Genomic DNA, 23486 nt, shown 5'->3' with positions numbered 1-23486 from the left:
TTTTTAAAATTAATAACGTGATTCTATACCAAAAAGGTATAAGCTAAAGTTAAGAAGGTAAAGAATGCAAATGAATCGGTTATGGTGGTCAGAAATACACCTGAACCAGTTGCAGGATCAATATTTAAATAATGTAGAGTAATTGGTATTGTCGAGCCAAAAAGACCAGCAATTAAGAAAGTTAGAATAACAGCTACGGAAAAAATTAAGCTAATCTGTGGATCAGAAAGCATTACTAAGATTAACAACGCCCCAACTAATGCTAATATAGAACCGTTAAATCCACATACAACTATTTCCTTAAGGATTACTTTCAGTACGTTACTATGGTGAATATCTTTGTTGGCAAGGGCTCTAACTGTTACAGTCATGGCTTGGGTTCCAGCATTTCCCCCCATAGAAGCAACAATAGGCATGATAGCTGCTAGTGCTATAAATTTAGCAATGGTCATACTGAATTGGTTAATGATTATCGATGTCATACAGGCGGTAATTAGATGGAGAAATAACCAAAGAAATCTATGTCTTACAGTATAAAATAGGTTGTAGAATGTATCTTGGGTATGGACGCCCCCAAGTGACATTATATCTTTTTCTGTTTGCTGTTCAATGATATAGAGCATATTGTCTATTGAAATGGTACCTATTAGCTTGCCGCTTTTATTGACCACTGGTACAATTGTTAAAGCATATTGTTTAAAAATAAAGCTTAATTCACTTAAGTTGGTAAAGAGATCGGTAATTTTAAACTCAGGATTCATCAGATCTTTTACTAATTCATCCCCCTTATGCTTAAGTAAAGTGCTTAGGAGTATACTACCTATAGGGCGATATTTACTATCTATCACAATAGCAGCGTGAAAATCTTGGGCTATATGTTGCTCTCTAATAAAATCTATAGCTCTAGCTACTGTCCAATCTTCCTGAAATGATACAAAATGTCTTTCAATTACTCTACCAACAGTGTTTTCTGGGTAAGTACACCCTTCGATAATTTGTTGTCTTTTTTCTACTTTGAGGTTATCTAAGATCATTTCTTTGGTTATATCATCAAGATCTTCTATAACTTCAACAGCGTCTTCTATAGCAAGTTGATTAATTAAATGTACAGTTTTTTCTATACCCAAATTTTGGATTATTAAGGGTTTTCTACTTACACTAAGCTGCACTAAAGTCTCAGGTTTTAGTGTATCCTGTAATAACGGAAGAATTATTTTATATGTTTTCTGATTTATATTATCTAGAAAATCTGCAAGATCTGCATAATGGAGATTAGCCATAATCTTCACGGCTTTACCAACCTCATCATTATTCAGAAGATTATTAATTTGTTCAAATGTTGCATCAAATTGGTTTTGATGGATCGGTAACATATTTTTTGGTAGATTCTGCATAACTCCTCGTTAGCACAAATTTTTGTCGGCTTACGCCTTCTGCAATTGACGGGCAATGGCAACTGGGTTATAGTCAATTGATGAGAAGTTGGCGATGTCGTCGCTCGCCTATGAATTGACTATAATTGGTGCGGTCGAGAAGACTTGAACTTCCACTCTGTTAAGAACAGCCCCCTCAAGGCTGCGCGTCTACCAATTTCGCCACGACCGCATTAATATAATTACTTTAGTTATTGTAGGTAGCCTCCTAGGCTCTGTGAACAAAATTTAAATTACTAGATTTCGACTCTTTTTAGCTGCAAATTATAAGATTTTTTTGAAATAGAACTAACTATTCCGGCAAAAATCTTATTAATTTTCGCTTAAAAATACTCAAAATCTAAACAATTAAAATTTTGTTCACAGAGCCTAGGAATAAGGATAGTACCTAATTCAATCACTTTTACTATAGCTTGGATTTTGCCTATATATAGCAAATTATTCTATTAATATCAACATATATAGCTAACCTGATTAGTATTTATTCATACAAACTGCGTCATTGCAAGGAGTATAGGGTGAAATTTGTACTTTTGCAAAGTTACTATCCCCGTTATTGGGTTGTACTCTTAAAATTTTAGTATTCATAAGCTTTTTTCCTCTAATTTTAATTGATATTTAAAAAATCATATTTTTATTAAATTAACATAAAATCTAGTTGACTATTTAATACGAGTTATATTTAATTAAAATTGTAACTATTAATGCTAAAGACGTCATTGTGAGCTGATGTATCCCCACGAAATTGTTGCAAAATAGCAAGAATTGATAGAATATCTTCATTATTTAATGATGATGGAGATAGTAGGTTATGGATGTAAAAACAGTATTAAATGAAGTAATAAAAGAACATTGTCCTTTTATACATAATAATCGTTTAAATGCGTTACTTGATGTTGCAGAAGGTTTGCGATATAGTCAGAATTTGTCTTTGAGTGCAATTGGCAGGAACTTGAGTGGTGATAGTAAAGTAAAACATAAAATAAAAAAAGTTGATAGATGTATAGGTAACAAACATTTATATAACGAGGTTGATAATCTCTATAGTGCTTTATCATATTTCATATTTGAGTTTATCAAGCATTCTAATGATGACAGTGTTGTGATTGATTTATGTTATCTTAAAGATGATCGCATGGTACAAATGCTAAGTGCTCAATTTTGTACAAGAGGGATGAGTTTACCTTTGTATCAAGATGTGTTTGAAGAAGGTGAATTAAAGGGCAGAACGGTAGAATTTCTAAATAAATTAAAGAGTATAATACCTGATGGAAAAAGGGTTATTGTGATTATGGACGCTGGCTTTCATATTGAATGGTTTAAGGAAATAGAAAAACAAGGGTGGAGTTGGGTGTGTCGGGTACGACAAGGAAAAGATTTAAAATTAGCTAAGAATGAGGATTGGATATCAGTTGAAAATTTCATGCCATCAATTGGTTCAAAAACGATGGAATGTGGTACGATTCTGCTAACCAAAGCTCATAAATATTCCTGCAGAATGGTTACAACTTGCAAAGTCCCTAAGGGTCGAGTGCAGAAGGTTAGCAGGAATTATAATGGTTCCAATATTTTGGACAGAAAAATAAGAAAAATGAGATAGAATTCTTTAGCAAACAAGGAGAGCTAGAGATGAAAAAACAAGTAAGGCAATATAGTGCTGAGGAGAAAGCCAAAATTGTCATAGAAGCAATTAAGGGAGAGCTAACAATAGCCCAGATAACCAGTAAGTATGGTGTTCATGCAACACAGATAAGTAACTGGAAAAAACAAGGTCTTGAGTTGTTAGTACAAGGTTTTAAGAATAAAACACAGAGTGCTGATCCAAATCAGCAGGGGTTAATCAAGAATCTATATGAGCAAATTGGTCAGTTAAGCGTTGAGTGTGACTGGCTCAAAAAAAAATCTGCATTGTTTGGAATTAAAGGTTAGGTGTAATATGATAGAGCCTAATCATAATAAGTTAACAATTGTACAACAGTGTAAGTTATTGGATATTAGCAGGTCAACCTATTACTATCAACCTACTGGTATTAGTGAACAAGATATCAAGATTATGGCAATAATTGATGAGACCTATACTATGCATCCATATTATGGTATGCGGCGGATGGCTAAATATTTACAAGCCCAAGGTTTTTCGGTAGGTCATAAAGCTGTTAGACGTTACTACAAGATAATGGGTCTTGAAGCTGTTTATCCTAAAATAAATTTAAGCAAGAGGAATCAAGTGCATAAAATATATCCTTATTTACTAAAAGGATTAGAAATAGTATTGCCAAACCAGGTTTGGAGTGCAGATATAACGTATATAAGACTGAGCCAAGGGTTCGTATATTTAGTAGCTATTATTGACTGGTATAGTCGTTATATTCTAAGTTGGCGAATCTCCATTAGTTTGGAAAGTGAATTTTGTGTAACAGCCCTTGAAGACGCTATAGAAAAATATGGTATGCCAAAAATATTTAATACTGATCAAGGAGTACAATTTACCTCGGAGAATTTTATTAGTATGCTAAAGCTACATAATATCTTGATTAGTATGGATGGTAAGGGACGAGCCTTAGATAATATTTTTATTGAACGTTTTTGGCGATCATTAAAACAGGAAAAAATTTATCGGATTATTTTAACAACAGTAAAGGAGGCAAAGACAGCAATTAACGAATATATGGACTTTTATAATAGACAAAGGATGCATCAAGCTTTGGATTATAAAACTCCAGAATGTGTATATTTTGAAAAAAATATTGTATAAAAACAACAATTTAATTTTTGTGAATTATATCTCTTATTTATCTAAATTTTTGTCTAGACAAAGGGGACCACCTTAGACATAGCAAAAAGAGGTAAGACTTCCACTGGGTGGTTCTTTGGTTGTAAGCTACATATTGTCATTAACAGTTGTGGAGAGATTATGAGTTTTTCTTTAACTCCAGGAAATGTTGATGATAGAGCAGTGGTAGAAAATTTAGTAGATAAATTACAAGGCTGGCTTTTTGGTGATCGTGGGTATATCAGTAAAAAACTCACTCAATCCCTTGCTAATCAAGGTTTAGAACTAATAACAAAAATTAAAAGTAATATGAAAGAAAGAATAATAGATCCTATTAAAAAGCGGTTTTTAAATAAAAGGTATATTATTGAAACCATTAACGATCAACTAAAAAACCTTTGTCATATAGACCATACAAGCCATAGATCTGTTATGAATTTTCAAACTAACGTATTAGCTGGACTGCTTGCCTATGTTTTTAAGCCTAATAAAATTTCTGTAGCTTTTGGAAAATTAAACAATCTCAACCTTCCTCTTACATCAAACTGAGGTTAATATAGTTGAGTTATTAATGGGAGTACAATCTTCAATTTTAAGGCATACAACAACAGGAGATTTGTATAGGCTACCAAGCAACATGAAAAATGAGGCGAGGAAGATTTATAAAACCTTCAATCTTAAACGCTCAGATGCTGTAGAAATATATCTAAAATAAGCAAATAATGTTGTGCCTAAAAATCTACAGCCCTTACAAACTAAGGCTTGTAGGACTTCCTCTTAATAAAAACTGCGGAAGTTGGGGGCTAGGAGCAACGAGCAACGACGTCACCAATTTCTCATCAATTGACTATATTTTCATTATTCTGTATAAACAATAAGTAATCTATTATTTATTATGTAACGATGTAAAAATGTTTTTTGCAATGGTTTGGCTTATACCATTGACTTTAGATAATTCATCAATAGTGGCATCACATATTGCTTTATATGAGCCAAAATAATGTAACAAGGCTTTCTTTCGGGTGACACCAATTGAACTTATGTCATCTAGACTAGAAACTTTAATGGCTTTGGAAAGGCGTAGCCTATGGTTTTTTATAGCAAAATTATGGGCTTCATCCCGCAAAATCTGTAAATATTTCATGACCGGAAGACTCTTATCAATTGTAAAAGCCTCTTTATCAGGCATATGGAATTGTTCGCATCCAGCATTTCTGTCAGGTCCTTTTGACATACAAACAACTGGAATTTTAAGATCAAATTCTTTCATTATTTTTTGTACTACAGATAGATGCCCCTTGCCTCCATCGATAATCATTAAAGTTTTATAGTCAATTGATGAGAAGTTGGTACTTGCCTGCTCATTTGTTAGATGTTCTTTTTTTAATCTAGTAAATCTTCTTGTTAAGACGATTCTTAACATCTCATAATCATCACCCTGGGAATTCCCTTGGGGAATAGATATATTAAAAATTCTATATTCTTTTTTATCGAAACCTGATTGGTTAGCAACAATCATGCTACCTACGGCAAATGTTCCCATAATGTGACTATTATCATAAACTTCAATTCTATCTGGTATGGTAGGCAGATCGAATAATTGTTGTATTTGTTGAAAGATAATTTGATTTTTAGCAAATTGTTTTAAATGTTGATTAAGTGATAAATGGGCATTAAACTCAGCATTTTCTAATAATCTTATACTCGAATGCTTTGAAGAATTGGCTCCGCAAAACTTCGCATGTACGCTCCGCTCGCTCATCCCTTGTTTTACGTTCCAATTCTCCAGATCATTCGAGTATAGTCTGATGTTAAATTTGCTATTCCCACTCAATTGTTTAATAGCCTTGGTTACTAATTCTAGATCAATGATAGGATGGTTTATAATTATCTCATTTGGAATTTGAGCATTTTGATAAAATTGATTTATAAATTGTGTCAATATTTCTGATTTATTACTACCGTCCGTATGAAACGGAAAGTACGCTATATTCCCATAAGACTGACCAAATCTATATATAAATAGCTGAATACAATAATAATTATTCTTTTCAACAATAGCTATAACATCAGCGTTTTTAATAGAATTACTAGATAAAGTTGATTTTAGTTGGATATAACTTAGTGCTTTTATTCGGTCTCGTATTTCGGCAGCTTCTTCAAAACGTAATTGTATACTTAATTCTTCCATTTTGTGAGATAAAGTTTTTTGTAATTCTTTAGTTTTACCATTTAAGAAATTTTTTACTTGGCATACTAGTTCACTATAATTTTCTTTACTAATTTTCTCAACACATGGGGCAGAACATCGACCAATTTGGTACTGCAAACAAGGGCGTTTGCGATTGTTAAAATAATTATCACTACAAGATTGTAATTTAAAAATTTTCTGTAATTCTTTTAAGGTAGTATCGACTTGCTCTGAGGAAACAAATGGGCCAAAAAACTCACCACCAGATAAGTTCTTTCCTCTATATTTAATTAATTGCGGGTAATCAACATCTAAGCGTAATTTAATATAAGGAAAAGACTTATCATCCTTAAGTAATACATTAAACTTAGGTTGAAATTTTTTAATTAACTGGGCTTCGAGCAATAAAGCTTCAACCTCAGAATTAGTAACATTATACTCTAAATAATGCGTTAGAGAGATCATTAATATTGTTTTATTATCAAGATCGGTTTTAATATAGTTAGTAAGACGTTTTTTTAGATTCTTAGCTTTGCCCACATAGATAACTTGCCGATCAGCTTTCAGCATTTTATAAACTCCAGGCAGGCTGGGTGCATTCTCGAGGTGATATTTTATTAAATCACTACCTATAAGTTTAGAATTTTGTAACATAACCTAGCCTTTTTCTAAGTAACCCTATGCAAAAAACTAACAAACTACACATAGTACCAATAAAGACACCCTTTAGTCGAAAATTACTAGCAAAAAAATATGTCCAAATGAAGAAAGAGGAGGCTCCACTTAATCCGCATAGAATCATCATTCTTTGTGTTATAGTGATGTTGAAAAAGGCAAATATTAGAGGAACTAATATTATTGGTCCCCAAGACCCGGTGATAAACACTACTAGATCAATTACATTATCAAATTTTAAAGCAATGATTATGGCAAAACTTCCGATTACAACATTAGTAATTCTAGTAATTAGCAATAATTTTTTTTGATTCTGTATTTTAAAAATAGGGTTCAACAAGTCTTTCACTAGAGCTATTGAGGTAACATTTAAATCAGAATCAGCAGTAGACATGACTGATGCAAGTAAGCCAATTATCACAAAGCCTTGTAACCCTGAAGGAACTATTTGATCAATTAGGTGTGGCAATGCTAAATTAGAAGAGTAGTCGGGGTAAAGATTATAGGCGATTAACCCATTTAAGGTTATAAATATTAAAAATACAGCATATATACTTGATTTTATATATATAGCATTACTAGTCTTTTTGGCATTATTGTTAATTAAAGCTCTTTGAATAAAAATAGGATATAAGTTCATTACATAAAATCCTAGCATAGCGGTTATCGTATTAATAAATAGCTCACTGGCAAAATTATTATGATGGATAAAATATACTTTTTCAATAGGTAATTGGTTGATAAAATCACTAATACCAATTTTATTAAGACCACATATTACAATAATTGGCAAAGCAATTATCATCGCGAAGAATTGTAGTAAATTAGTAAACATAATTGATTGTAACCCACCAATAGTTGTGTAGATAATAACAATCCCATAACTTAATAAAGTTCCTTCTAAGTAGTTAATTTTTAAAATATATTGAAAAATATATCCACTAACACTAATTTGGGCAGCAACAAAGCCTATAGATACCATAATAGTTGTGATGCCGGCAATAAAACGTCCTGTTTCTCCATAATATTTTGCCATTATATCGCCGACACTTTCTGCTCCATAATGTTTAGTTATTTGGGGTACAAGATAAATAGCTATTAGTATATCAACTGGCAGAGAGAGTATCAGTCCATAACTATACGATAAATCACCAGAAAAAGCTTTTTCCGCAATACCCAAAGTAGTAGCCCCGCCAACCGATGAAGTAAAAATAGTTGCAACTAATAATATCTTGCTATTTTTAATCTTGTCTTGAACGGTAGCATAATTGGCAAAACCTCTAAGTCTAGATCTATAGTAGATACCAATAACAAGTATCGATATCAAATATAGTAATACAATAATATTATCAATGGTCATTACTAATTATTTTTTGTTGAATTGAAACTCAAACATACTTCTTATAACCTGAATTAGCCTGGATATTGCATGAAGGTGGTATTTATAAAAATAAAATGGCAATATCGCTTATAAGTGGTCATGGATATGTTAATTTTCACTTAAGTTATGTCTAGATATGCAATTCTTCCTGATTTAAGATAGAATCCCCCCTTACCCCCATTTTTATTGTACCGGGGACAGTACCATATTAGCTTATTCTATAGCTAATTTTTTCATAACACTATCCCATATATGTTGGTAAGGATAAGATGAAGACAACAAGAATTTAATGCTCCTAGTATTTCTAATAATTACTGCTCCAATTTTGAACAATTTTAAACGCACCGTTCCTACCAAGGCTTTAGCTAATTCAGTACCTTGTAAAAACTTATCACGTATATATTTTACTAATGTATAGGCAAGGCTTGACAAAATTAGTCTGAGTTACGTCAGTTCGGGATAAGATATAGATGAAATAGTAATAGATAAAAGGATTGTCAAAAAGGAGTGCCTGCAGTATTTATATTTTTAAACAAAAAAACAAACTACAGGCATGAAAAAAGATATCACAGAATTATATAGTTTTATAGATGATTTTTGTAAAATTTATTTGGAGTATGAACAGAGAAAGTTATTACCATCAAATAAGCAAAGAAATCGCTGTTGTAGCATGAGTCTAAGTGAAATGTTAACAATAATAATTATGTTTCATACATCCTATGCTAAGAATTTTAAATTTTTCTATAAAAGTTATATAGAGTGCATGCATAAGGATGATTTTCCCAAAGCCTTGAGTTATAATAGATTTGTTGAATTAATGGCACGATTATTCATACCGCTAAATATGTTGATTCATTTGTTGTTTGGTGAGGAAACAGGTATTTATTTTATTGACTCTACAACGATTAAAGCTTGTCACAATAAAAGGCGTTATAGCAATAAAGTTTTTAAAGGATTAGCCAAACATAGTAAATCCTCTATGGGGTATTTTTATGGTTTTAAATTACATGTAATAATCAATAATAAAGGGGAGTTTATGGCATTAAAAGTGACCAAAGGCAATGTAGATGATAGGGTTCCAGTACCGGAGTTAACAAAAAGATTAACTGGAATTATAGCAGCTGATAAAGGTTATATTAAGCAAAATTTGTTCTTAAATTTATATGAAAGAGGCTTAAAAATGATTCATGGAATTAAGAAGAATATGGAAAATAAATTAATGGATTTGAAAGAAAAAATCTTACTTCGAAAGCGTAACTTAATTGAAACAGTTTTTGATTATCTAAAAAATAAAATGAACCTTGAACATACTAGACATAGATCACCAATAAATGCCTTTGTCCATATATTATCTACTCTTGTTGCTTACTCATTAAAGAAAAATAAACCTTCAACAAAATTTGATTTTAATCTACATGTTCACAATATCCTTATCCCGAATTGACGTGAGTTGATTAGCCCACCATTTATGGCATGAAGTGCGATCGGCAAATAGCTCTAACTGTTGCTCTTTTATACGATTTTCCATATCTCCACGTGCACAGTAATTTTTATCATATAAATCTTCTGGCTTACCTGCTAAATTAGTTACTATATATCTTGGATTCTCACCAAGGCTAGTTACTTCTGATTTACCAACTATCTTACGATGACGACTCCAGCTATCAGCTTTATATTTAAATTCACTAAAAAAGCGTTGCTTCTCTTTGCTAATTGTGAAGGCTTCGTTAGATTGTTGCATCAATGGCTCAAGCAGCTTGTTGAGTCTAGTATTTTGGGCTATTCCGACTATATATTTTACATTATTTTCATCACACCAATCCAGCATCTGATGACGACAAAATCCACCATCACCACGAAAAATAATCTCTACTTCAGGCCACGATTGACGAAAACGCTTGACTAATAGAGATAATATTGCCCAGCTATGCTTTGCTTGTTCTAGCTTTGAGCTGCGAAGATTGCTTACTAACAGCTTTTTTCCACAAAAAACATATAAAGGTAGAAAGCAATTATGACGATAATATCCATGATAAAACTTCCCCTCTTGATTGCCATAAATTTCATCATCAGTGGCATCAAAATCAAGTATTAATTGTTTCGGCACGGTTTTACGAGATTCGACAAACTTGTCAATCATCACCTTATGAGCTTTAAGAGCAAATCCACGATCTACTTTTATTTTCTAAACGGCATAAAGTAGAGCTACTAGCCATATCGTCCAGTGTGTCTATACTTGTTTGCAAAGCTGGACATTTTCTTAAATTATCGTGATACGTCAATTCGGGATAAGGATATTGTGAACATGTAGATTAAAATCAAATTTTGTTGAAGGTTTATTTTTCTTTAATGAGTAAGCAACAAGAGTAGATAATATATGGACAAAGGCATTTATTGGTGATCTATGTCTAGTATGTTCAAGGTTCATTTTATTTTTTAGATAATCAAAAACTGTTTCAATTAAGTTACGCTTTCGAAGTAAGATTTTTTCTTTCAAATCCATTAATTTATTTTCCATATTCTTCTTAATTCCATGAATCATTTTTAAGCCTCTTTCATATAAATTTAAGAACAAATTTTGCTTAATATAACCTTTATCAGCTGCTATAATTCCAGTTAATCTTTTTGTTAACTCCGGTACTGGAACCCTATCATCTACATTGCCTTTGGTCACTTTTAATGCCATAAACTCCCCTTTATTATTGATTATTACATGTAATTTAAAACCATAAAAATACCCCATAGAGGATTTACTATGTTTGGCTAATCCTTTAAAAACTTTATTGCTATAACGCCTTTTATTGTGACAAGCTTTAATCGTTGTAGAGTCAATAAAATAAATACCTGTTTCCTCACCAAACAACAAATGAATCAACATATTTAGCGGTATGAATAATCGTGCCATTAATTCAACAAATCTATTGTAACTCAAGGCTTTGGGAAAATCATCCTTATGCATGCACTCTATATAACTTTTATAGAAAAATTTAAAATTCTTAGCATAGGATGTATGAAACATAATTATTATTGTTAACATTTCACTTAGACTCATGCTACAACAGCGATTTCTTTGCTTATTTGATGGTAATAACTTTCTCTGTTCATACTCCAAATAAATTTTACAAAAATCATCTATAAAACTATATAATTCTGTGATATCTTTTTTCATGCCTGTAGTTTGTTTTTTTGTTTAAAAATATAAATACTGCAGGCACTCCTTTTTGACAATCCTTTTATCTATTACTATTTCATCTATATCTTATCCCGAACTGACGTGTGATCATTTAAATCTTCATAACCAAGAGCAATACCATAAATACGCTGTTTGAGCATTGTTAAAATAGTATGAGTAATTTTATCAGAATCTCGCTTATCAGGAAAAATCTTAGCCAGTTCATTAGTTAGACCAAGTCTTTTATCTGCTTCTCTTAGCAATAATACACCTCCATCGCTACTAATATTACCTCCTGTGAAATTTATTTCTATTTGACGATTTTTTACTTTCGATTGGTAAATTAATCCTGTACAATTTGTCATGGCAAAACCCTCTATGTAATCTTCTTTTAACACTGATATTATATAGTATTACAAGGGTTTTGTCTCTATTCTTTCATGTAATATTCAGGTTAGGTTATATCTATAAATATAACAGATTTTTTTGCTCCACTAATAGCTGTATTCATTATTTTTGTGATATTGCTTATTTTTTTCATTCCCTAACTTAGTACATTACTATTACCCATTCTTTAAAAGCTTATTCTTATCCCTGTAGTATTAGATTATGAGAAATGATAAATACTACAAAAGCGTTTATTATCTTCGAGTATTTGTAGATGAATTTTAGTTATAGGTAGCGGTAATATTTCTTCAATTATTTCTGGCCATTCAATTAGACAAATATTGCCCTGCAAGGCTTCTTCTATAGATAGTTCATAAATTTCTTCTAAATAATTTAAACGGTAGAGATCAAAATGATAAATCATAAATTTTGAAGTCTTGTAGATTTGTAGCAAATTAAAAGTAGGGCTGCTGATATTAGTATCAGATCCACAAAAATGCTTTATAATCTCTCGACAGATAAATGTTTTTCCACAACCTAAATCACCTGAAAAAGTTATAATTTTATTAGACTCTAAATTTTTAGCGATAGTTTGTGCAAACAATATAGAGTCTTGTTCATTATTTAAAATAACCGACTCTTTTTGAAACTTCATTAAGCCTTCAAATTTTGATGTTTAATCCACAACTAAGTATAGTCTAACATATTAATCCTATAACATCAAATATTAACCGTGTTTATTCTAATTCCTCGATTCTGTTGAATTCAACTAACTCAATATCAATTTCAGATTTTGATGAAACAAGCTGATAACGCTCTATAGGGTGCTGAATTGTTTTATGATAATACCTTACGCATGGCATTTAAAAGTCATATAGAAAATAGCTTGGCGTCATTGCGAGAAGCTACTTTAGTAGCGACGAAGCAATCTAATGAATGTGGATTGCCACGACCACGTAGTGGTCTCGCTAATAGCGTTTTGTACTTTTCCGGAATTTTTAAATTGTCATGGGGTTTATGCGTAAGGTGAGTTATGATAATACCAAGCGAATAGACCAAATAAAACGACAAGTCCGGTATAGTCAATTGATGAAAAGTTGGGGACGTTGTCGCTCAATGCTCGCCTATTACTTATAGGCGTCTCTCCATCATTCCTAGCCTGGATATTGCATGAAGGTGGTATTTATAAAAATAAAATGGCAATATCGCTTATAAGTGGTAATGGATATGTTAATTTTCACTTAAATTATGTCTAGATATGCAATTCTTCCTGATTTAAGATAGAATCCCCCCTTACCCCCATTTTTTATTGTACCGGGGACAGTACCATATTAGCTTATTCTATAGCTAATTTTTTCATAACACTATCCCATATATGTTGGTAAGGATAAGATGAAGACAACAAGAATTTAATGCTCCTAGTATTTCTAATAATTATTGCTCCAATTTTGAACAATTTTAAACGCACCGTTCCTACCAAGGCTTTAGCTAATTCAGTACCTTGTAAAAACTTATCATGTATATATTCTACTAATGTATAGGCAAGGCTTGACAAAATTAGTCTGAGTTGATTAGCCCACCATTTATGGCATGAAGTGCGATCGGCAAATAGCTCTAACTGTTGCTCTTTTATACGATTTTCCATATCTCCACGTGCACAGTAATTTTTATCATATAAATCTTCTGGCTTACCTGCTAAATTAGTTACTATATATCTTGGATTCTCACCAAGGCTAGTTACTTCTGATACCAATTGCAATAATTAACGCAGTGGTGTAAAATGGGTTTTTAACTGATAAAGGTACTCAAATGGCTAGGTTAATATTACCACAAGGTTTTCATGGTCATGATTTTATAAAAATGATGAAACATGAGCCGCATGGTCGAAATCGTATACGTTTATTGGCGATGTATCACCTTCAATTAGGCAAATCTTTAAAAGCCATATCTGAAATAGTGAAGTCACACTGGAAAACTGTGCAATCATGGCTCAGAAGATTTAGGAATCATGGTTTTGAAGGATTATTTGAATCACAAAGAAGCGGCGCCCCTAGGAAGATTAACACTATACAAGAGTCTGCTCTTTTTGATAAAATCAATACGCTCAGTGAAAGTAAAACTGGTGGGTATATAACTGGAAAGGAGCTACATATCATGTTACTTGAGGAATATGGTGCTAAATGCGCTTTAAAAACAGTCTACAATACTATGCACCGCCTTGGTTTTAGCTGGATTACTTCTCGTTCAATGCATCCAAAGTCAAATCAAGAGACTCAAAATACATATAAAAAAACTTCCCAGACATGTTAACAAAATTATTACCAAAAAATATCGATAGATGTAAAGTTGATATATGGTCTCAGGATGAAACTCGAGTTGGGCAACAAGGTAGCTTAACTCGTATATGGGCTAAGCGTGGCACTAGACCCCGTAAAGTTCGGCAACAGCAATTCATTTCAACATATATTTATGGAGCTGCTTGCCATGATACAGGAGAAGCTTTTGCATTAATTTTACCATATGCAAACACACAGGCAATGAATAAATTCTTAGAAGAGCTTTCTCGCAGTATTCAAGGCAACCGACATATAGCTTTACTAACGGATAATGCAGGTTGGCACACAGCCAAAAAACTAACTGTGCCAAGCAATATCACTTTGATACCGCTTCCGCCCTATGCACCGGAACTTAATGCAATGGAACAAGTTTGGGAATGGATCAAAAATCATTTCTTGTCTAACCAATGTTATGGTGTATATGAAGATATCGTCACTATGGCTTGTTACGCTTGGAATCAATTTGCTCATAATGTAGATTTAGTAAAATCAATTATGTATAGAGACTGGATAAACACACCGTGTTAATTATTGCAATTGGTATGATTTACCAACTATCTTACGATGACGACTCCAGCTATCAGCTTTATATTTAAATTCACTAAAAAAGCGTTGCTTCTCTTTGCTAATTGTGAAGGCTTCGTTAGATTGTTGCATCAATGGCTCAAGCAGCTTGTTGAGTCTAGTATTTTGGGCTATTCCGACTATATATTTTACATTATTTTCATCACACCAATCCAGCATCTGATGACGACAAAATCCACCATCACCACGAAAAATAATCTCTACTTCAGGCCACGATTGACGAAAACGCTTGACTAATAGAGATAATATTGCCCAGCTATGCTTTGCTTGATCTAGCTTTGAGCTGCGAAGATTGCTTACTAACAGCTTTTTTCCACAAAAAACATATAAAGGTAGAAAGCAATTATGACGATAATATCCATGATAAAACTTCCCCTCTTGATTGCCATAAATTTCATCATCAGTGGCATCAAAATCAAGTATTAATTGTTTCGGCACGGTTTTATGAGATTCGACAAACTTGTCAATCATCACCTTATGAGCTTTAAGAGCAAATCCACGATCTGCTTTATTTTCTAAACGGCATAAAGTAGAGCTACTAGCCATATCGTCCAGTGTGTCTATACTTGTTTGCAAAGCTGGACATTTTCTTAAATTATCGTGATCATTTAAATCTTCATAACCAAGAGCAATACCATAAATACGCTGTTTGAGCATTGTTAAAATAGTATGAGTAATTTTATCAGAATCTCGCTTATCAGGAAAAATCTTAGCCAGTTCATTAGTTAGACCAAGTCTTTTATCTGCTTCTCTTAGCAATAATACACCTCCATCGCTACTAATATTACCTCCTGTGAAATTTATTTCTATTTGACGATTTTTTACTTTCGATTGGTAAATTAATCCTGTACAATTTGTCATGGCAAAACCCTCTATGTAATCTTCTTTTAACACTGATATTATATAGTATTACAAGGGTTTTGTCTCTATTCTTTCATGCAATATTTAGGCTAATATGGTACTCAATGGCATTCGGTTAAGAAAATCCAGTTTGGAGGTCATGAGTTATTGTGCTTAGTTCCTAAAAATGGGTGCTATTATTGCTTGCCTTATTAAAAAATATGATCCAAAATACGTCAGTTCGGGATAAGATATAGATGAAATAGTAATAGATAAAAGGATTGTCAAAAAGGAGTGCCTGCAGTATTTATATTTTTAAACAAAAAAACAAACTACAGGCATGAAAAAAGATATCACAGAATTATATAGTTTTATAGATGATTTTTGTAAAATTTATTTGGAGTATGAACAGAGAAAGTTATTACCATCAAATAAGCAAAGAAATCGCTGTTGTAGCATGAGTCTAAGTGAAATGTTAACAATAATAATTATGTTTCATACATCCTATGCTAAGAATTTTAAATTTTTCTATAAAAGTTATATAGAGTGCATGCATAAGGATGATTTTCCCAAAGCCTTGAGTTATAATAGATTTGTTGAATTAATGGCACGATTATTCATACCGCTAAATATGTTGATTCATTTGTTGTTTGGTGAGGAAACAGGTATTTATTTTATTGACTCTACAACGATTAAAGCTTGTCACAATAAAAGGCGTTATAGCAATAAAGTTTTTAAAGGATTAGCCAAACATAGTAAATCCTCTATGGGGTATTTTTATGGTTTTAAATTACATGTAATAATCAATAATAAAGGGGAGTTTATGGCATTAAAAGTGACCAAAGGCAATGTAGATGATAGGGTTCCAGTACCGGAGTTAACAAAAAGATTAACTGGAATTATAGCAGCTGATAAAGGTTATATTAAGCAAAATTTGTTCTTAAATTTATATGAAAGAGGCTTAAAAATGATTCATGGAATTAAGAAGAATATGGAAAATAAATTAATGGATTTGAAAGAAAAAATCTTACTTCGAAAGCGTAACTTAATTGAAACAGTTTTTGATTATCTAAAAAATAAAATGAACCTTGAACATACTAGACATAGATCACCAATAAATGCCTTTGTCCATATATTATCTACTCTTGTTGCTTACTCATTAAAGAAAAATAAACCTTCAACAAAATTTGATTTTAATCTACATGTTCACAATATCCTTATCCCGAATTGACGTAATATGTAAGGACTCGCTTCTCTATAACCTAAAATTAATAAGGTTAGTTCTTAATTTAAGAGGGGTAACAGCTTAACCGAATGCCATTGATATGGTACTGTCCCCGGTACAATAAAAAATGGGGGTAAGGGGGGATTCTATCTTAAATCAGGAAGAATTGCATATCTAGACATAATTTAAGTGAAAATTAACATATCACGTCAATTCGGGATAAGGATATTGTGAACATGTAGATTAAAATCAAATTTTGTTGAAGGTTTATTTTTCTTTAATGAGTAAGCAACAAGAGTAGATAATATATGGACAAAGGCATTTATTGGTGATCTATGTCTAGTATGTTCAAGGTTCATTTTATTTTTTAGATAATCAAAAACTGTTTCAATTAAGTTACGCTTTCGAAGTAAGATTTTTTCTTTCAAATCCATTAATTTATTTTCCATATTCTTCTTAATTCCATGAATCATTTTTAAGCCTCTTTCATATAAATTTAAGAACAAATTTTGCTTAATATAACCTTTATCAGCTGCTATAATTCCAGTTAATCTTTTTGTTAACTCCGGTACTGGAACCCTATCATCTACATTGCCTTTGGTCACTTTTAATGCCATAAACTCCCCTTTATTATTGATTATTACATGTAATTTAAAACCATAAAAATACCCCATAGAGGATTTACTATGTTTGGCTAATCCTTTAAAAACTTTATTGCTATAACGCCTTTTATTGTGACAAGCTTTAATCGTTGTAGAGTCAATAAAATAAATACCTGTTTCCTCACCAAACAACAAATGAATCAACATATTTAGCGGTATGAATAATCGTGCCATTAATTCAACAAATCTATTATAACTCAAGGCTTTGGGAAAATCATCCTTATGCATGCACTCTATATAACTTTTATAGAAAAATTTAAAATTCTTAGCATAGGATGTATGAAACATAATTATTATTGTTAACATTTCACTTAGACTCATGCTACAACAGCGATTTCTTTGCTTATTTGATGGTAATAACTTTCTCTGTTCATACTCCAAATAAATTTTACAAAAATCATCTATAAAACTATATAATTCTGTGATATCTTTTTTCATGCCTGTAGTTTGTTTTTTTGTTTAAAAATATAAATACTGCAGGCACTCCTTTTTGACAATCCTTTTATCTATTACTATTTCATCTATATCTTATCCCGAACTGACGTATATCCATGACCACTTATAAGCGATATTGCCATTTTATTTTTATAAATACCACCTTCATGCAATATCCAGGTTAGGTAATTATGGATTGCTGATTATTACAATTCCAATCATGATTGGATATAGTTTTGGCATATTGCATTTTGAAAAATTAGAGAAAACGACTGGAAATTATCCTAAAAAGAAAAAATGGTTTCTCTTAATGAATTAGGTAGTATTATATGGTTAAATGATGTCTATAAAAGAAGTATGAATAAAAAATTGTGTTTAACACATTATTTATAGTGTATATCCATAAAATTGATAAAAACAAAATTATACTTGTTGTTATTTTTTATTTGTTATAATATTGTATTACAAGTTATTAAATAATTAACTTGATCTACGGGATATATTTTATTACGTTAGAATATATATGTAATGATAAAAAAACATCTATTTTTATTATTGGGGGTTTGTATATTTGAGGTTGTTTTCCTCCAATGTTATGAACTCCCTACTCTTTTTCAGTTTCTATATATTTTGTTAACAATCTGTATATTCATAATATCTAGGATACATTTTTATTATATTAAGGACAAGAAGAAAAGAGTTCAACCTATTTTAAATTTTTTTGTAAAAATTGTAACATTCATTTGTATTTGGTTGGGCGTTGTTATAATATTTATTATTGTAGATATTTATAAGCAAAAACCTTTAAATTGGCATCAATATTCAAAAACTAGCTTGAAGATGATACCTATCTTCATAGGAGTTATCATTTTGTGTACTGTAGAACTAATTCGTGATCTGTCTAAGCTTGATAAAACATCATTAAAGTGACAAAAGTTTCGTGTTTTGTAAAATCACAGCCTTATTTTTGTTTTTAATGAAGTGTGCTTGGTCGGTATGTTTAAAGAAAAAATCGTTTCTCTTAATGAATTAGGTAGTGTTATATGGTTAAATGATGTCTAAAGAAGGTTTAATTTTTGTTGGTGTAGTGTTATCAGCACAAGGAATAAAGGGTAATGTTATAGTAAAATCTTTTACTATGCCAAATACTAATATCATTAAAATGAATTTAGTTGATGAATTAGGAGAAAAAATTATTCTAAAACTACTTAGTCAAAATTCTAAAGGTGATATAATATGTAGATTTAACCAAGTGAATAATAGAACCTCCGCTGAAGAATTAAAGGGATGTAAGATTTTTTGTCATAGGTCAGATTTCCCTTCCTTAAGTGAAGAGGAATTTTACATTGAAGACTTAAAAGGTTTATTAGTACTAGATGCCAATTTAGTCGTTATAGGAAAAATTATAAATATTTTTAATTTTAATGCAGGTGATATTATTGAAATTGAGTTTGTCAGCAATAAAACAGTAGAGTTATTTCCTTTTAACAAACAATTTTTTCCAGTAATTACTAAAGAACATGCTATTCTTAACTTGAATGTACAATAACAATATCAAAATAACCTATTCGGCTTAGCTATAAAGGATTAATATTTGATGTTATGCGATTGATGTGTTAGAATATTTTTTGTGGATTAAACCTGTCCATTATCCACTGATATTAACATTTCCATTGGTATTGGCATTAGATAATGACCCAACAAAGCTTTCTAGATTCATTAAATCATCAGCAATTAGCAGCGGTTTTACACGTGCGTGGTTCTCTTCTTGTGCTTGCTGGAGCAGGGACTGGTAAAACTAAAGTATTAACAACAAGAATAGCCAACATAATTAATCAGGGTTTAGCGTCACCTGGCAATATTTTAGCAGTTACTTTTACCAATAAAGCGGCTAGAGAAATGCAAGATCGAATCAGTAAAATGATTGATTGTTATGGGCTAAACATAGGAACTTTTCATTCTATAGCAGCCAAGATTTTACGCCAGCAAGCAGAGTTTTTGAATCTTAGTTTAAACAGTAGATTTACTATTATTAGTCATGATGATCAGCTTAAATTGATTAAAGACATAGTTAAACAGAGAAATATAGATCCCAAAAAATACGTTCCTAAAATTTTACATATTATTATCTCGCGTTGGAAGGATCAAGGATTATTGCCGTGTAAACTTTCGGAATCTGACATTAAGCTACCGATTCATAAAGTGGCTAAGTTGATCTATGACGAGTATCAACAAAATTTATTAGCATCTAACGTAGTGGATTTTGGAGATTTGCTACTATACAATAATGAGTTATTTATAAAAAATCCTGCAATATTAAAGCATTATCAGGAACGATATCAATATATTTTAATTGATGAATATCAAGATACCAACGCTGTCCAATATCTTTGGGCTAGGATGCTTGCGAGTAGCACAAAGAATATTTGTTGCGTTGGCGATGATGATCAATCTATATATGGTTGGCGTGGTGCAGAAATTGGTAATATATTACGTTTTGAAAAGGATTTTCCAGATGCTACAGTAATAAAATTAGAACAAAATTATAGGTCTAGTTCAGAAATTTTATCAGCTGCATCCAGTGTAATTGACAATAACAAGAATCGTCATGGTAAAACCTTGTGGACTGATAAAAATGATGGACAAAAAATTAAAATTATATCTTGTTGGAACGATAAAGAAGAAGCAAGATTTGTTGTATCTGAAATTGACAAATTAGTTACAGAAGGTAAGTATAATGCCAGTTTAGTTGCGATATTAGTTAGAGCTGGTTTTCAAACTAGAGCATTTGAAGAAGTTCTGATTAGTAATGCATTACCGTATAAAATAATCGGTGGTCTTAAGTTTTATGAACGAATGGAAATACGCGACCTACTCTCCTACATACGTATCACTTTAAATCATAGTGATAGTCTTGCTCTTGAACGTATAATAAATGTTCCAAGAAGAGCCATTGGCAATAGTACATTAAAACAAATAAAAGATTATGCAGCTGAACATAACATACCTATTCTTGTTGCTATTCGTCAAATGTTGCAAGAAGGAATTGTTAAAAATAAGGTCAAAGATAGTTTAAATCAGTTAATTACTAACATAGATAATTGGAATTTGCGATATCAAAACGAGCCAGCACTTAATGTGACAAAAGATTTATTAAAAGAATCAGGTTATCTGCCAATGTTACAAGAAGAAAAGACTGACGAGGCAATTGGCAGGATTGAGAATATTAATGAAATGCTGAGAGCAATTGCAGAATTTGATAATATTCAAGACTTTATCGAACATTCGAGTTTGGTAATGGAAAATGAAACGTTAGAATCAAATTTTGGTGGGTCTATTAGTATTATGACTCTACATGCTGCCAAAGGTCTTGAATTTGATTTAGTTTTTTTGCCCGGTTGGGAAGAGGGGGTTTTTCCACATCAAAGATCACTAAATGAAGATGGGGAGAAAGGTTTAGAAGAAGAGCGGAGAATTGCTTATGTTGGTATTACTAGAGCGAAGAAAGAGTTGTATATTACTTATGCCGAAAGTCGTTTTATGTTTCATGAAGTAATAAGGTCTTCTCCTTCTAGATTTCTTAGGGAAATACCGGATGATGTTTGCGTTAGAACTTCTTCAACCAAACAGCTTAATTATTTAGGGGCAAAGCACAAATTTTCTTTTTAACCTAACTTGATTAGTATTTGAGCCATAGTAAATGTGTGTTTATTACTAGATAATCAAGTTTTTTGTAGAGCTTATAAATAGTAGGTTGTTCGAAGGAAATTTGAATATATCCGAGTCACAACATCTATCTTTAAACGCAAAATTTGTCATTCCTGCGTACTCTTGTCATATATGGACGAGTGAATTTGTCAACAAAGAAAATAAAAAAATAGAGCCACAAAGGAAGCGGTCATATATTCGGCATCGAGTGCCATAATGGTTTCTGCATTCTTATAAATATCCTTGAGTGACCTCTCATTCCCACGGCTTCTAGAGCCTCGACATAATTACGGATTTTATTCAGAATACTTATTCATTAACTCTTTAACTTTCGTTCTCTTTATTGTTACTATTTAAGGTGGTCCCCTTTGTCTAGACAAAAATTTAGATAAATAGAGATATAATTCACAAAAATTAAATTGTTGTTTTTATACAATATTTTTTTCAAAATATACACATTCTGGAGTTTTATAATCCAAAGCTTGATGCATCCTTTGTCTATTATAAAAGTCCATATATTCGTTAATTGCTGTCTTTGCCTCCTTTACTGTTGTTAAAATAATCCGATAAATTTTTTCCTGTTTTAATGATCGCCAAAAACGTTCAATAAAAATATTATCTAAGGCTCGTCCCTTACCATCCATACTAATCAAGATATTATGTAGCTTTAGCATACTAATAAAATTCTCCGAGGTAAATTGTACTCCTTGATCAGTATTAAATATTTTTGGCATACCATATTTTTCTATAGCGTCTTCAAGGGCTGTTACACAAAATTCACTTTCCAAACTAATGGAGATTCGCCAACTTAGAATATAACGACTATACCAGTCAATAATAGCTACTAAATATACGAACCCTTGGCTCAGTCTTATATACGTTATATCTGCACTCCAAACCTGGTTTGGCAATACTATTTCTAATCCTTTTAGTAAATAAGGATATATTTTATGCACTTGATTCCTCTTGCTTAAATTTATTTTAGGATAAACAGCTTCAAGACCCATTATCTTGTAGTAACGTCTAACAGCTTTACGACCTACCGAAAAACCTTGGGCTTGTAAATATTTAGCCATCCGCCGCATACCATAATATGGATGCATAGTATAGGTCTCATCAATTATTGCCATAATCTTGATATCTTGTTCACTAATACCAGTAGGTTGATAGTAATAGGTTGACCTGCTAATATCCAATAACTTACACTGTTGTACAATTGTTAACTTATTATGATTAGGCTCTATCATATTACACCTAACCTTTAATTCCAAACAATGCAGATTTTTTTTTGAGCCAGTCACACTCAACGCTTAACTGACCAATTTGCTCATATAGATTCTTGATTAACCCCTGCTGATTTGGATCAGCACTCTGTGTTTTATTCTTAAAACCTTGTACTAACAACTCAAGACCTTGTTTTTTCCAGTTACTGATCTGTGTTGCATGAACACCATACTTACTGGTTATCTGGGCTATTGTTAGCTCTCCCTTAATTGCTTCTATGACAATTTTGGCTTTCTCCTCAGCACTATATTGCCTTACTTGTTTTTTCATCTCTAGCTCTCCTTGTTTGCTAAAGAATTCTATCTCATTTTTCTTATTTTTCTGTCCAAAATATTGGAACCATTATAATCAGCCGACAAGAGTAAAACCCAAGGGAGCTGAGAGGGGATATAGGAAGTC

20 protein-coding genes, 1 tRNA gene and 2 pseudogenes are annotated in these 23486 nt (G+C 31.7%); 9 read left to right on the top strand and 14 right to left on the bottom strand.

Translation table 11 applies throughout. The features are described 5' to 3' along the window. Positions 1-23: 23 nt before the first annotated feature. Together mgtE and NBW66_RS12630 are read right to left on the bottom strand one after the other, a co-directional pair. The gene (gene mgtE / locus NBW66_RS12635; protein ID WP_250311197.1) at positions 24-1394 is read right to left on the bottom strand and encodes a magnesium transporter; all 1371 of its coding nucleotides are present in this window, start codon (positions 1392-1394) and stop codon (positions 24-26) included. Positions 1395-1520: 126 nt separating this feature from the next. After that, positions 1521-1605 (bottom strand) — tRNA-Leu (locus NBW66_RS12630). A 639-nt stretch (positions 1606-2244) separates the two neighbouring features. On the opposite strand from NBW66_RS12630, the gene NBW66_RS12625 reads away from it, so the two are divergent. From NBW66_RS12625 to NBW66_RS12610, 3 genes and pseudogenes are all read left to right on the top strand, one after another. Further along, positions 2245-3033, top strand: coding sequence for a transposase (locus NBW66_RS12625; protein WP_250311196.1), 789 nt, complete (start codon positions 2245-2247; stop codon positions 3031-3033). Between the two features lie 29 nt (positions 3034-3062). After that, positions 3063-4188: pseudogene (locus tag NBW66_RS12615) on the top strand (IS3 family transposase). Positions 4189-4263: 75 nt separating this feature from the next. Further along, positions 4264-4755 (top strand): annotated as a pseudogene (locus tag NBW66_RS12610) (IS982 family transposase); the annotation flags it as partial. Positions 4756-5092: 337 nt separating this feature from the next. On the opposite strand, the gene uvrC reads toward NBW66_RS12610, so the two are convergent. From uvrC to NBW66_RS12595, 3 genes are all read right to left on the bottom strand, one after another. Beyond that, positions 5093-7051, bottom strand: a complete 1959-nt coding sequence (gene uvrC, locus NBW66_RS12605; protein ID WP_250311194.1) for an excinuclease ABC subunit UvrC — start codon at positions 7049-7051, stop codon at positions 5093-5095. Then, entirely contained in the window at positions 7035-8432 is a 1398-nt protein-coding gene (locus tag NBW66_RS12600) for a sodium:solute symporter family protein (protein ID WP_250311193.1), read from the bottom strand. Before NBW66_RS12600 ends, uvrC begins: the two co-directional genes overlap by 17 nt. A gap of 234 nt (positions 8433-8666) precedes the next feature. Next, the gene (locus NBW66_RS12595) at positions 8667-8885 is read right to left on the bottom strand and encodes a transposase (RefSeq protein WP_250311192.1); all 219 of its coding nucleotides are present in this window, start codon (positions 8883-8885) and stop codon (positions 8667-8669) included. 121 nt (positions 8886-9006) lie between these two features. Between NBW66_RS12595 and NBW66_RS12590 the strand changes: the two genes are divergently transcribed. Beyond that, positions 9007-9897 carry an IS982 family transposase gene (locus tag NBW66_RS12590; protein WP_250310582.1) on the top strand — a complete coding sequence of 297 codons (891 nt, stop codon included), beginning with the start codon at positions 9007-9009 and terminating at the stop codon, positions 9895-9897. Here NBW66_RS12590 and NBW66_RS12585 read toward each other — a convergent pair. The 5 genes from NBW66_RS12585 to NBW66_RS12565 form a co-directional block, all read right to left on the bottom strand. Continuing rightward, positions 9865-10596: an IS1380 family transposase gene (locus NBW66_RS12585; RefSeq protein WP_284346694.1), complete on the bottom strand. Its 732-nt coding sequence runs from the start codon at positions 10594-10596 to the stop codon at positions 9865-9867. The genes NBW66_RS12590 and NBW66_RS12585 overlap by 33 nt on opposite strands. A gap of 135 nt (positions 10597-10731) precedes the next feature. Next, a complete protein-coding gene (locus NBW66_RS12580) occupies positions 10732-11622 on the bottom strand; it encodes an IS982 family transposase (RefSeq protein ID WP_250310582.1) in 891 nt (296 codons plus the stop codon). 83 nt (positions 11623-11705) lie between these two features. Then, entirely contained in the window at positions 11706-12023 is a 318-nt protein-coding gene (locus NBW66_RS12575) for a transposase (protein WP_250311190.1), read from the bottom strand. A 209-nt stretch (positions 12024-12232) separates the two neighbouring features. Then, the gene (gene tsaE / locus NBW66_RS12570) at positions 12233-12667 is read right to left on the bottom strand and encodes a tRNA (adenosine(37)-N6)-threonylcarbamoyltransferase complex ATPase subunit type 1 TsaE (RefSeq protein ID WP_250311189.1); all 435 of its coding nucleotides are present in this window, start codon (positions 12665-12667) and stop codon (positions 12233-12235) included. 681 nt (positions 12668-13348) lie between these two features. Further along, positions 13349-13765: a transposase gene (locus tag NBW66_RS12565; RefSeq protein WP_250311188.1), complete on the bottom strand. Its 417-nt coding sequence runs from the start codon at positions 13763-13765 to the stop codon at positions 13349-13351. A 56-nt stretch (positions 13766-13821) separates the two neighbouring features. Between NBW66_RS12565 and NBW66_RS12560 the strand changes: the two genes are divergently transcribed. Both NBW66_RS12560 and NBW66_RS12555 read left to right on the top strand, forming a co-directional pair. Next, positions 13822-14322, top strand: coding sequence for a helix-turn-helix domain-containing protein (locus NBW66_RS12560; RefSeq protein ID WP_250310542.1), 501 nt, complete (start codon positions 13822-13824; stop codon positions 14320-14322). Continuing rightward, the gene (locus NBW66_RS12555; RefSeq protein WP_250310543.1) at positions 14316-14876 is read left to right on the top strand and encodes an IS630 family transposase; all 561 of its coding nucleotides are present in this window, start codon (positions 14316-14318) and stop codon (positions 14874-14876) included. The genes NBW66_RS12560 and NBW66_RS12555 overlap by 7 nt, the downstream gene beginning before the upstream one ends. Here the strand turns inward: NBW66_RS12555 and NBW66_RS12550 are convergent, their stop codons facing one another. Beyond that, positions 14877-15827, bottom strand: coding sequence for an IS1380 family transposase (locus tag NBW66_RS12550; RefSeq protein WP_250311187.1), 951 nt, complete (start codon positions 15825-15827; stop codon positions 14877-14879). It lies immediately after the preceding gene. Between the two features lie 286 nt (positions 15828-16113). On the opposite strand from NBW66_RS12550, the gene NBW66_RS12545 reads away from it, so the two are divergent. After that, entirely contained in the window at positions 16114-17004 is an 891-nt protein-coding gene (locus tag NBW66_RS12545; protein WP_250310582.1) for an IS982 family transposase, read from the top strand. A gap of 203 nt (positions 17005-17207) precedes the next feature. Here NBW66_RS12545 and NBW66_RS12540 read toward each other — a convergent pair whose 3' ends face one another. Further along, positions 17208-18098, bottom strand: a complete 891-nt coding sequence (locus tag NBW66_RS12540; RefSeq protein ID WP_250310582.1) for an IS982 family transposase — start codon at positions 18096-18098, stop codon at positions 17208-17210. A gap of 1048 nt (positions 18099-19146) precedes the next feature. Here NBW66_RS12540 and rimM point away from each other — a divergent pair. Both rimM and NBW66_RS12530 read left to right on the top strand, forming a co-directional pair. Next, positions 19147-19644, top strand: coding sequence for a ribosome maturation factor RimM (gene rimM / locus NBW66_RS12535; RefSeq protein WP_250311186.1), 498 nt, complete (start codon positions 19147-19149; stop codon positions 19642-19644). 143 nt (positions 19645-19787) lie between these two features. Continuing rightward, on the top strand, positions 19788-21764 hold the full coding sequence (locus NBW66_RS12530; protein WP_250311185.1) for a UvrD-helicase domain-containing protein: 1977 nt from the start codon (positions 19788-19790) through the stop codon (positions 21762-21764). Positions 21765-22231: 467 nt separating this feature from the next. On the opposite strand, the gene NBW66_RS12525 is transcribed toward NBW66_RS12530, so the two are convergent. Both NBW66_RS12525 and NBW66_RS12520 read right to left on the bottom strand, forming a co-directional pair. Then, complete coding sequence (locus tag NBW66_RS12525; RefSeq protein ID WP_250310686.1) at positions 22232-23050, bottom strand: IS3 family transposase; 819 nt, start codon at positions 23048-23050, stop codon at positions 22232-22234. A gap of 7 nt (positions 23051-23057) precedes the next feature. Further along, entirely contained in the window at positions 23058-23357 is a 300-nt protein-coding gene (locus tag NBW66_RS12520) for a transposase (RefSeq protein WP_094649795.1), read from the bottom strand. Positions 23358-23486: the final 129 nt, after the last annotated feature.

Source organism: Rickettsia endosymbiont of Oedothorax gibbosus, from assembly GCF_936269705.1.
In the GTDB taxonomy this organism is placed as follows: domain Bacteria; phylum Pseudomonadota; class Alphaproteobacteria; order Rickettsiales; family Rickettsiaceae; genus Tisiphia.
This window is presented reverse-complemented; position numbering and strand designations above follow the sequence as displayed.

Coding starts and splice junctions, on each gene's coding strand:
- NBW66_RS12625 (WP_250311196.1), top strand. CDS start 2,245: ATGGATGTAAAAACAGTATTAAATGAAGTAATAAAAGAACATTGTCCT.
- NBW66_RS12560 (WP_250310542.1), top strand. CDS start 13,822: ATGGCTAGGTTAATATTACCACAAGGTTTTCATGGTCATGATTTTATA.
- tsaE (WP_250311189.1), bottom strand. CDS start 12,667: ATGAAGTTTCAAAAAGAGTCGGTTATTTTAAATAATGAACAAGACTCT.
- NBW66_RS12590 (WP_250310582.1), top strand. CDS start 9,007: ATGAAAAAAGATATCACAGAATTATATAGTTTTATAGATGATTTTTGT.
- NBW66_RS12580 (WP_250310582.1), bottom strand. CDS start 11,622: ATGAAAAAAGATATCACAGAATTATATAGTTTTATAGATGATTTTTGT.
- NBW66_RS12600 (WP_250311193.1), bottom strand. CDS start 8,432: ATGACCATTGATAATATTATTGTATTACTATATTTGATATCGATACTT.
- NBW66_RS12530 (WP_250311185.1), top strand. CDS start 19,788: ATGACCCAACAAAGCTTTCTAGATTCATTAAATCATCAGCAATTAGCA.
- rimM (WP_250311186.1), top strand. CDS start 19,147: ATGATGTCTAAAGAAGGTTTAATTTTTGTTGGTGTAGTGTTATCAGCA.
- NBW66_RS12555 (WP_250310543.1), top strand. CDS start 14,316: ATGTTAACAAAATTATTACCAAAAAATATCGATAGATGTAAAGTTGAT.
- uvrC (WP_250311194.1), bottom strand. CDS start 7,051: ATGTTACAAAATTCTAAACTTATAGGTAGTGATTTAATAAAATATCAC.
- NBW66_RS12520 (WP_094649795.1), bottom strand. CDS start 23,357: ATGAAAAAACAAGTAAGGCAATATAGTGCTGAGGAGAAAGCCAAAATT.
- mgtE (WP_250311197.1), bottom strand. CDS start 1,394: ATGCAGAATCTACCAAAAAATATGTTACCGATCCATCAAAACCAATTT.
- NBW66_RS12540 (WP_250310582.1), bottom strand. CDS start 18,098: ATGAAAAAAGATATCACAGAATTATATAGTTTTATAGATGATTTTTGT.
- NBW66_RS12525 (WP_250310686.1), bottom strand. CDS start 23,050: ATGATAGAGCCTAATCATAATAAGTTAACAATTGTACAACAGTGTAAG.
- NBW66_RS12545 (WP_250310582.1), top strand. CDS start 16,114: ATGAAAAAAGATATCACAGAATTATATAGTTTTATAGATGATTTTTGT.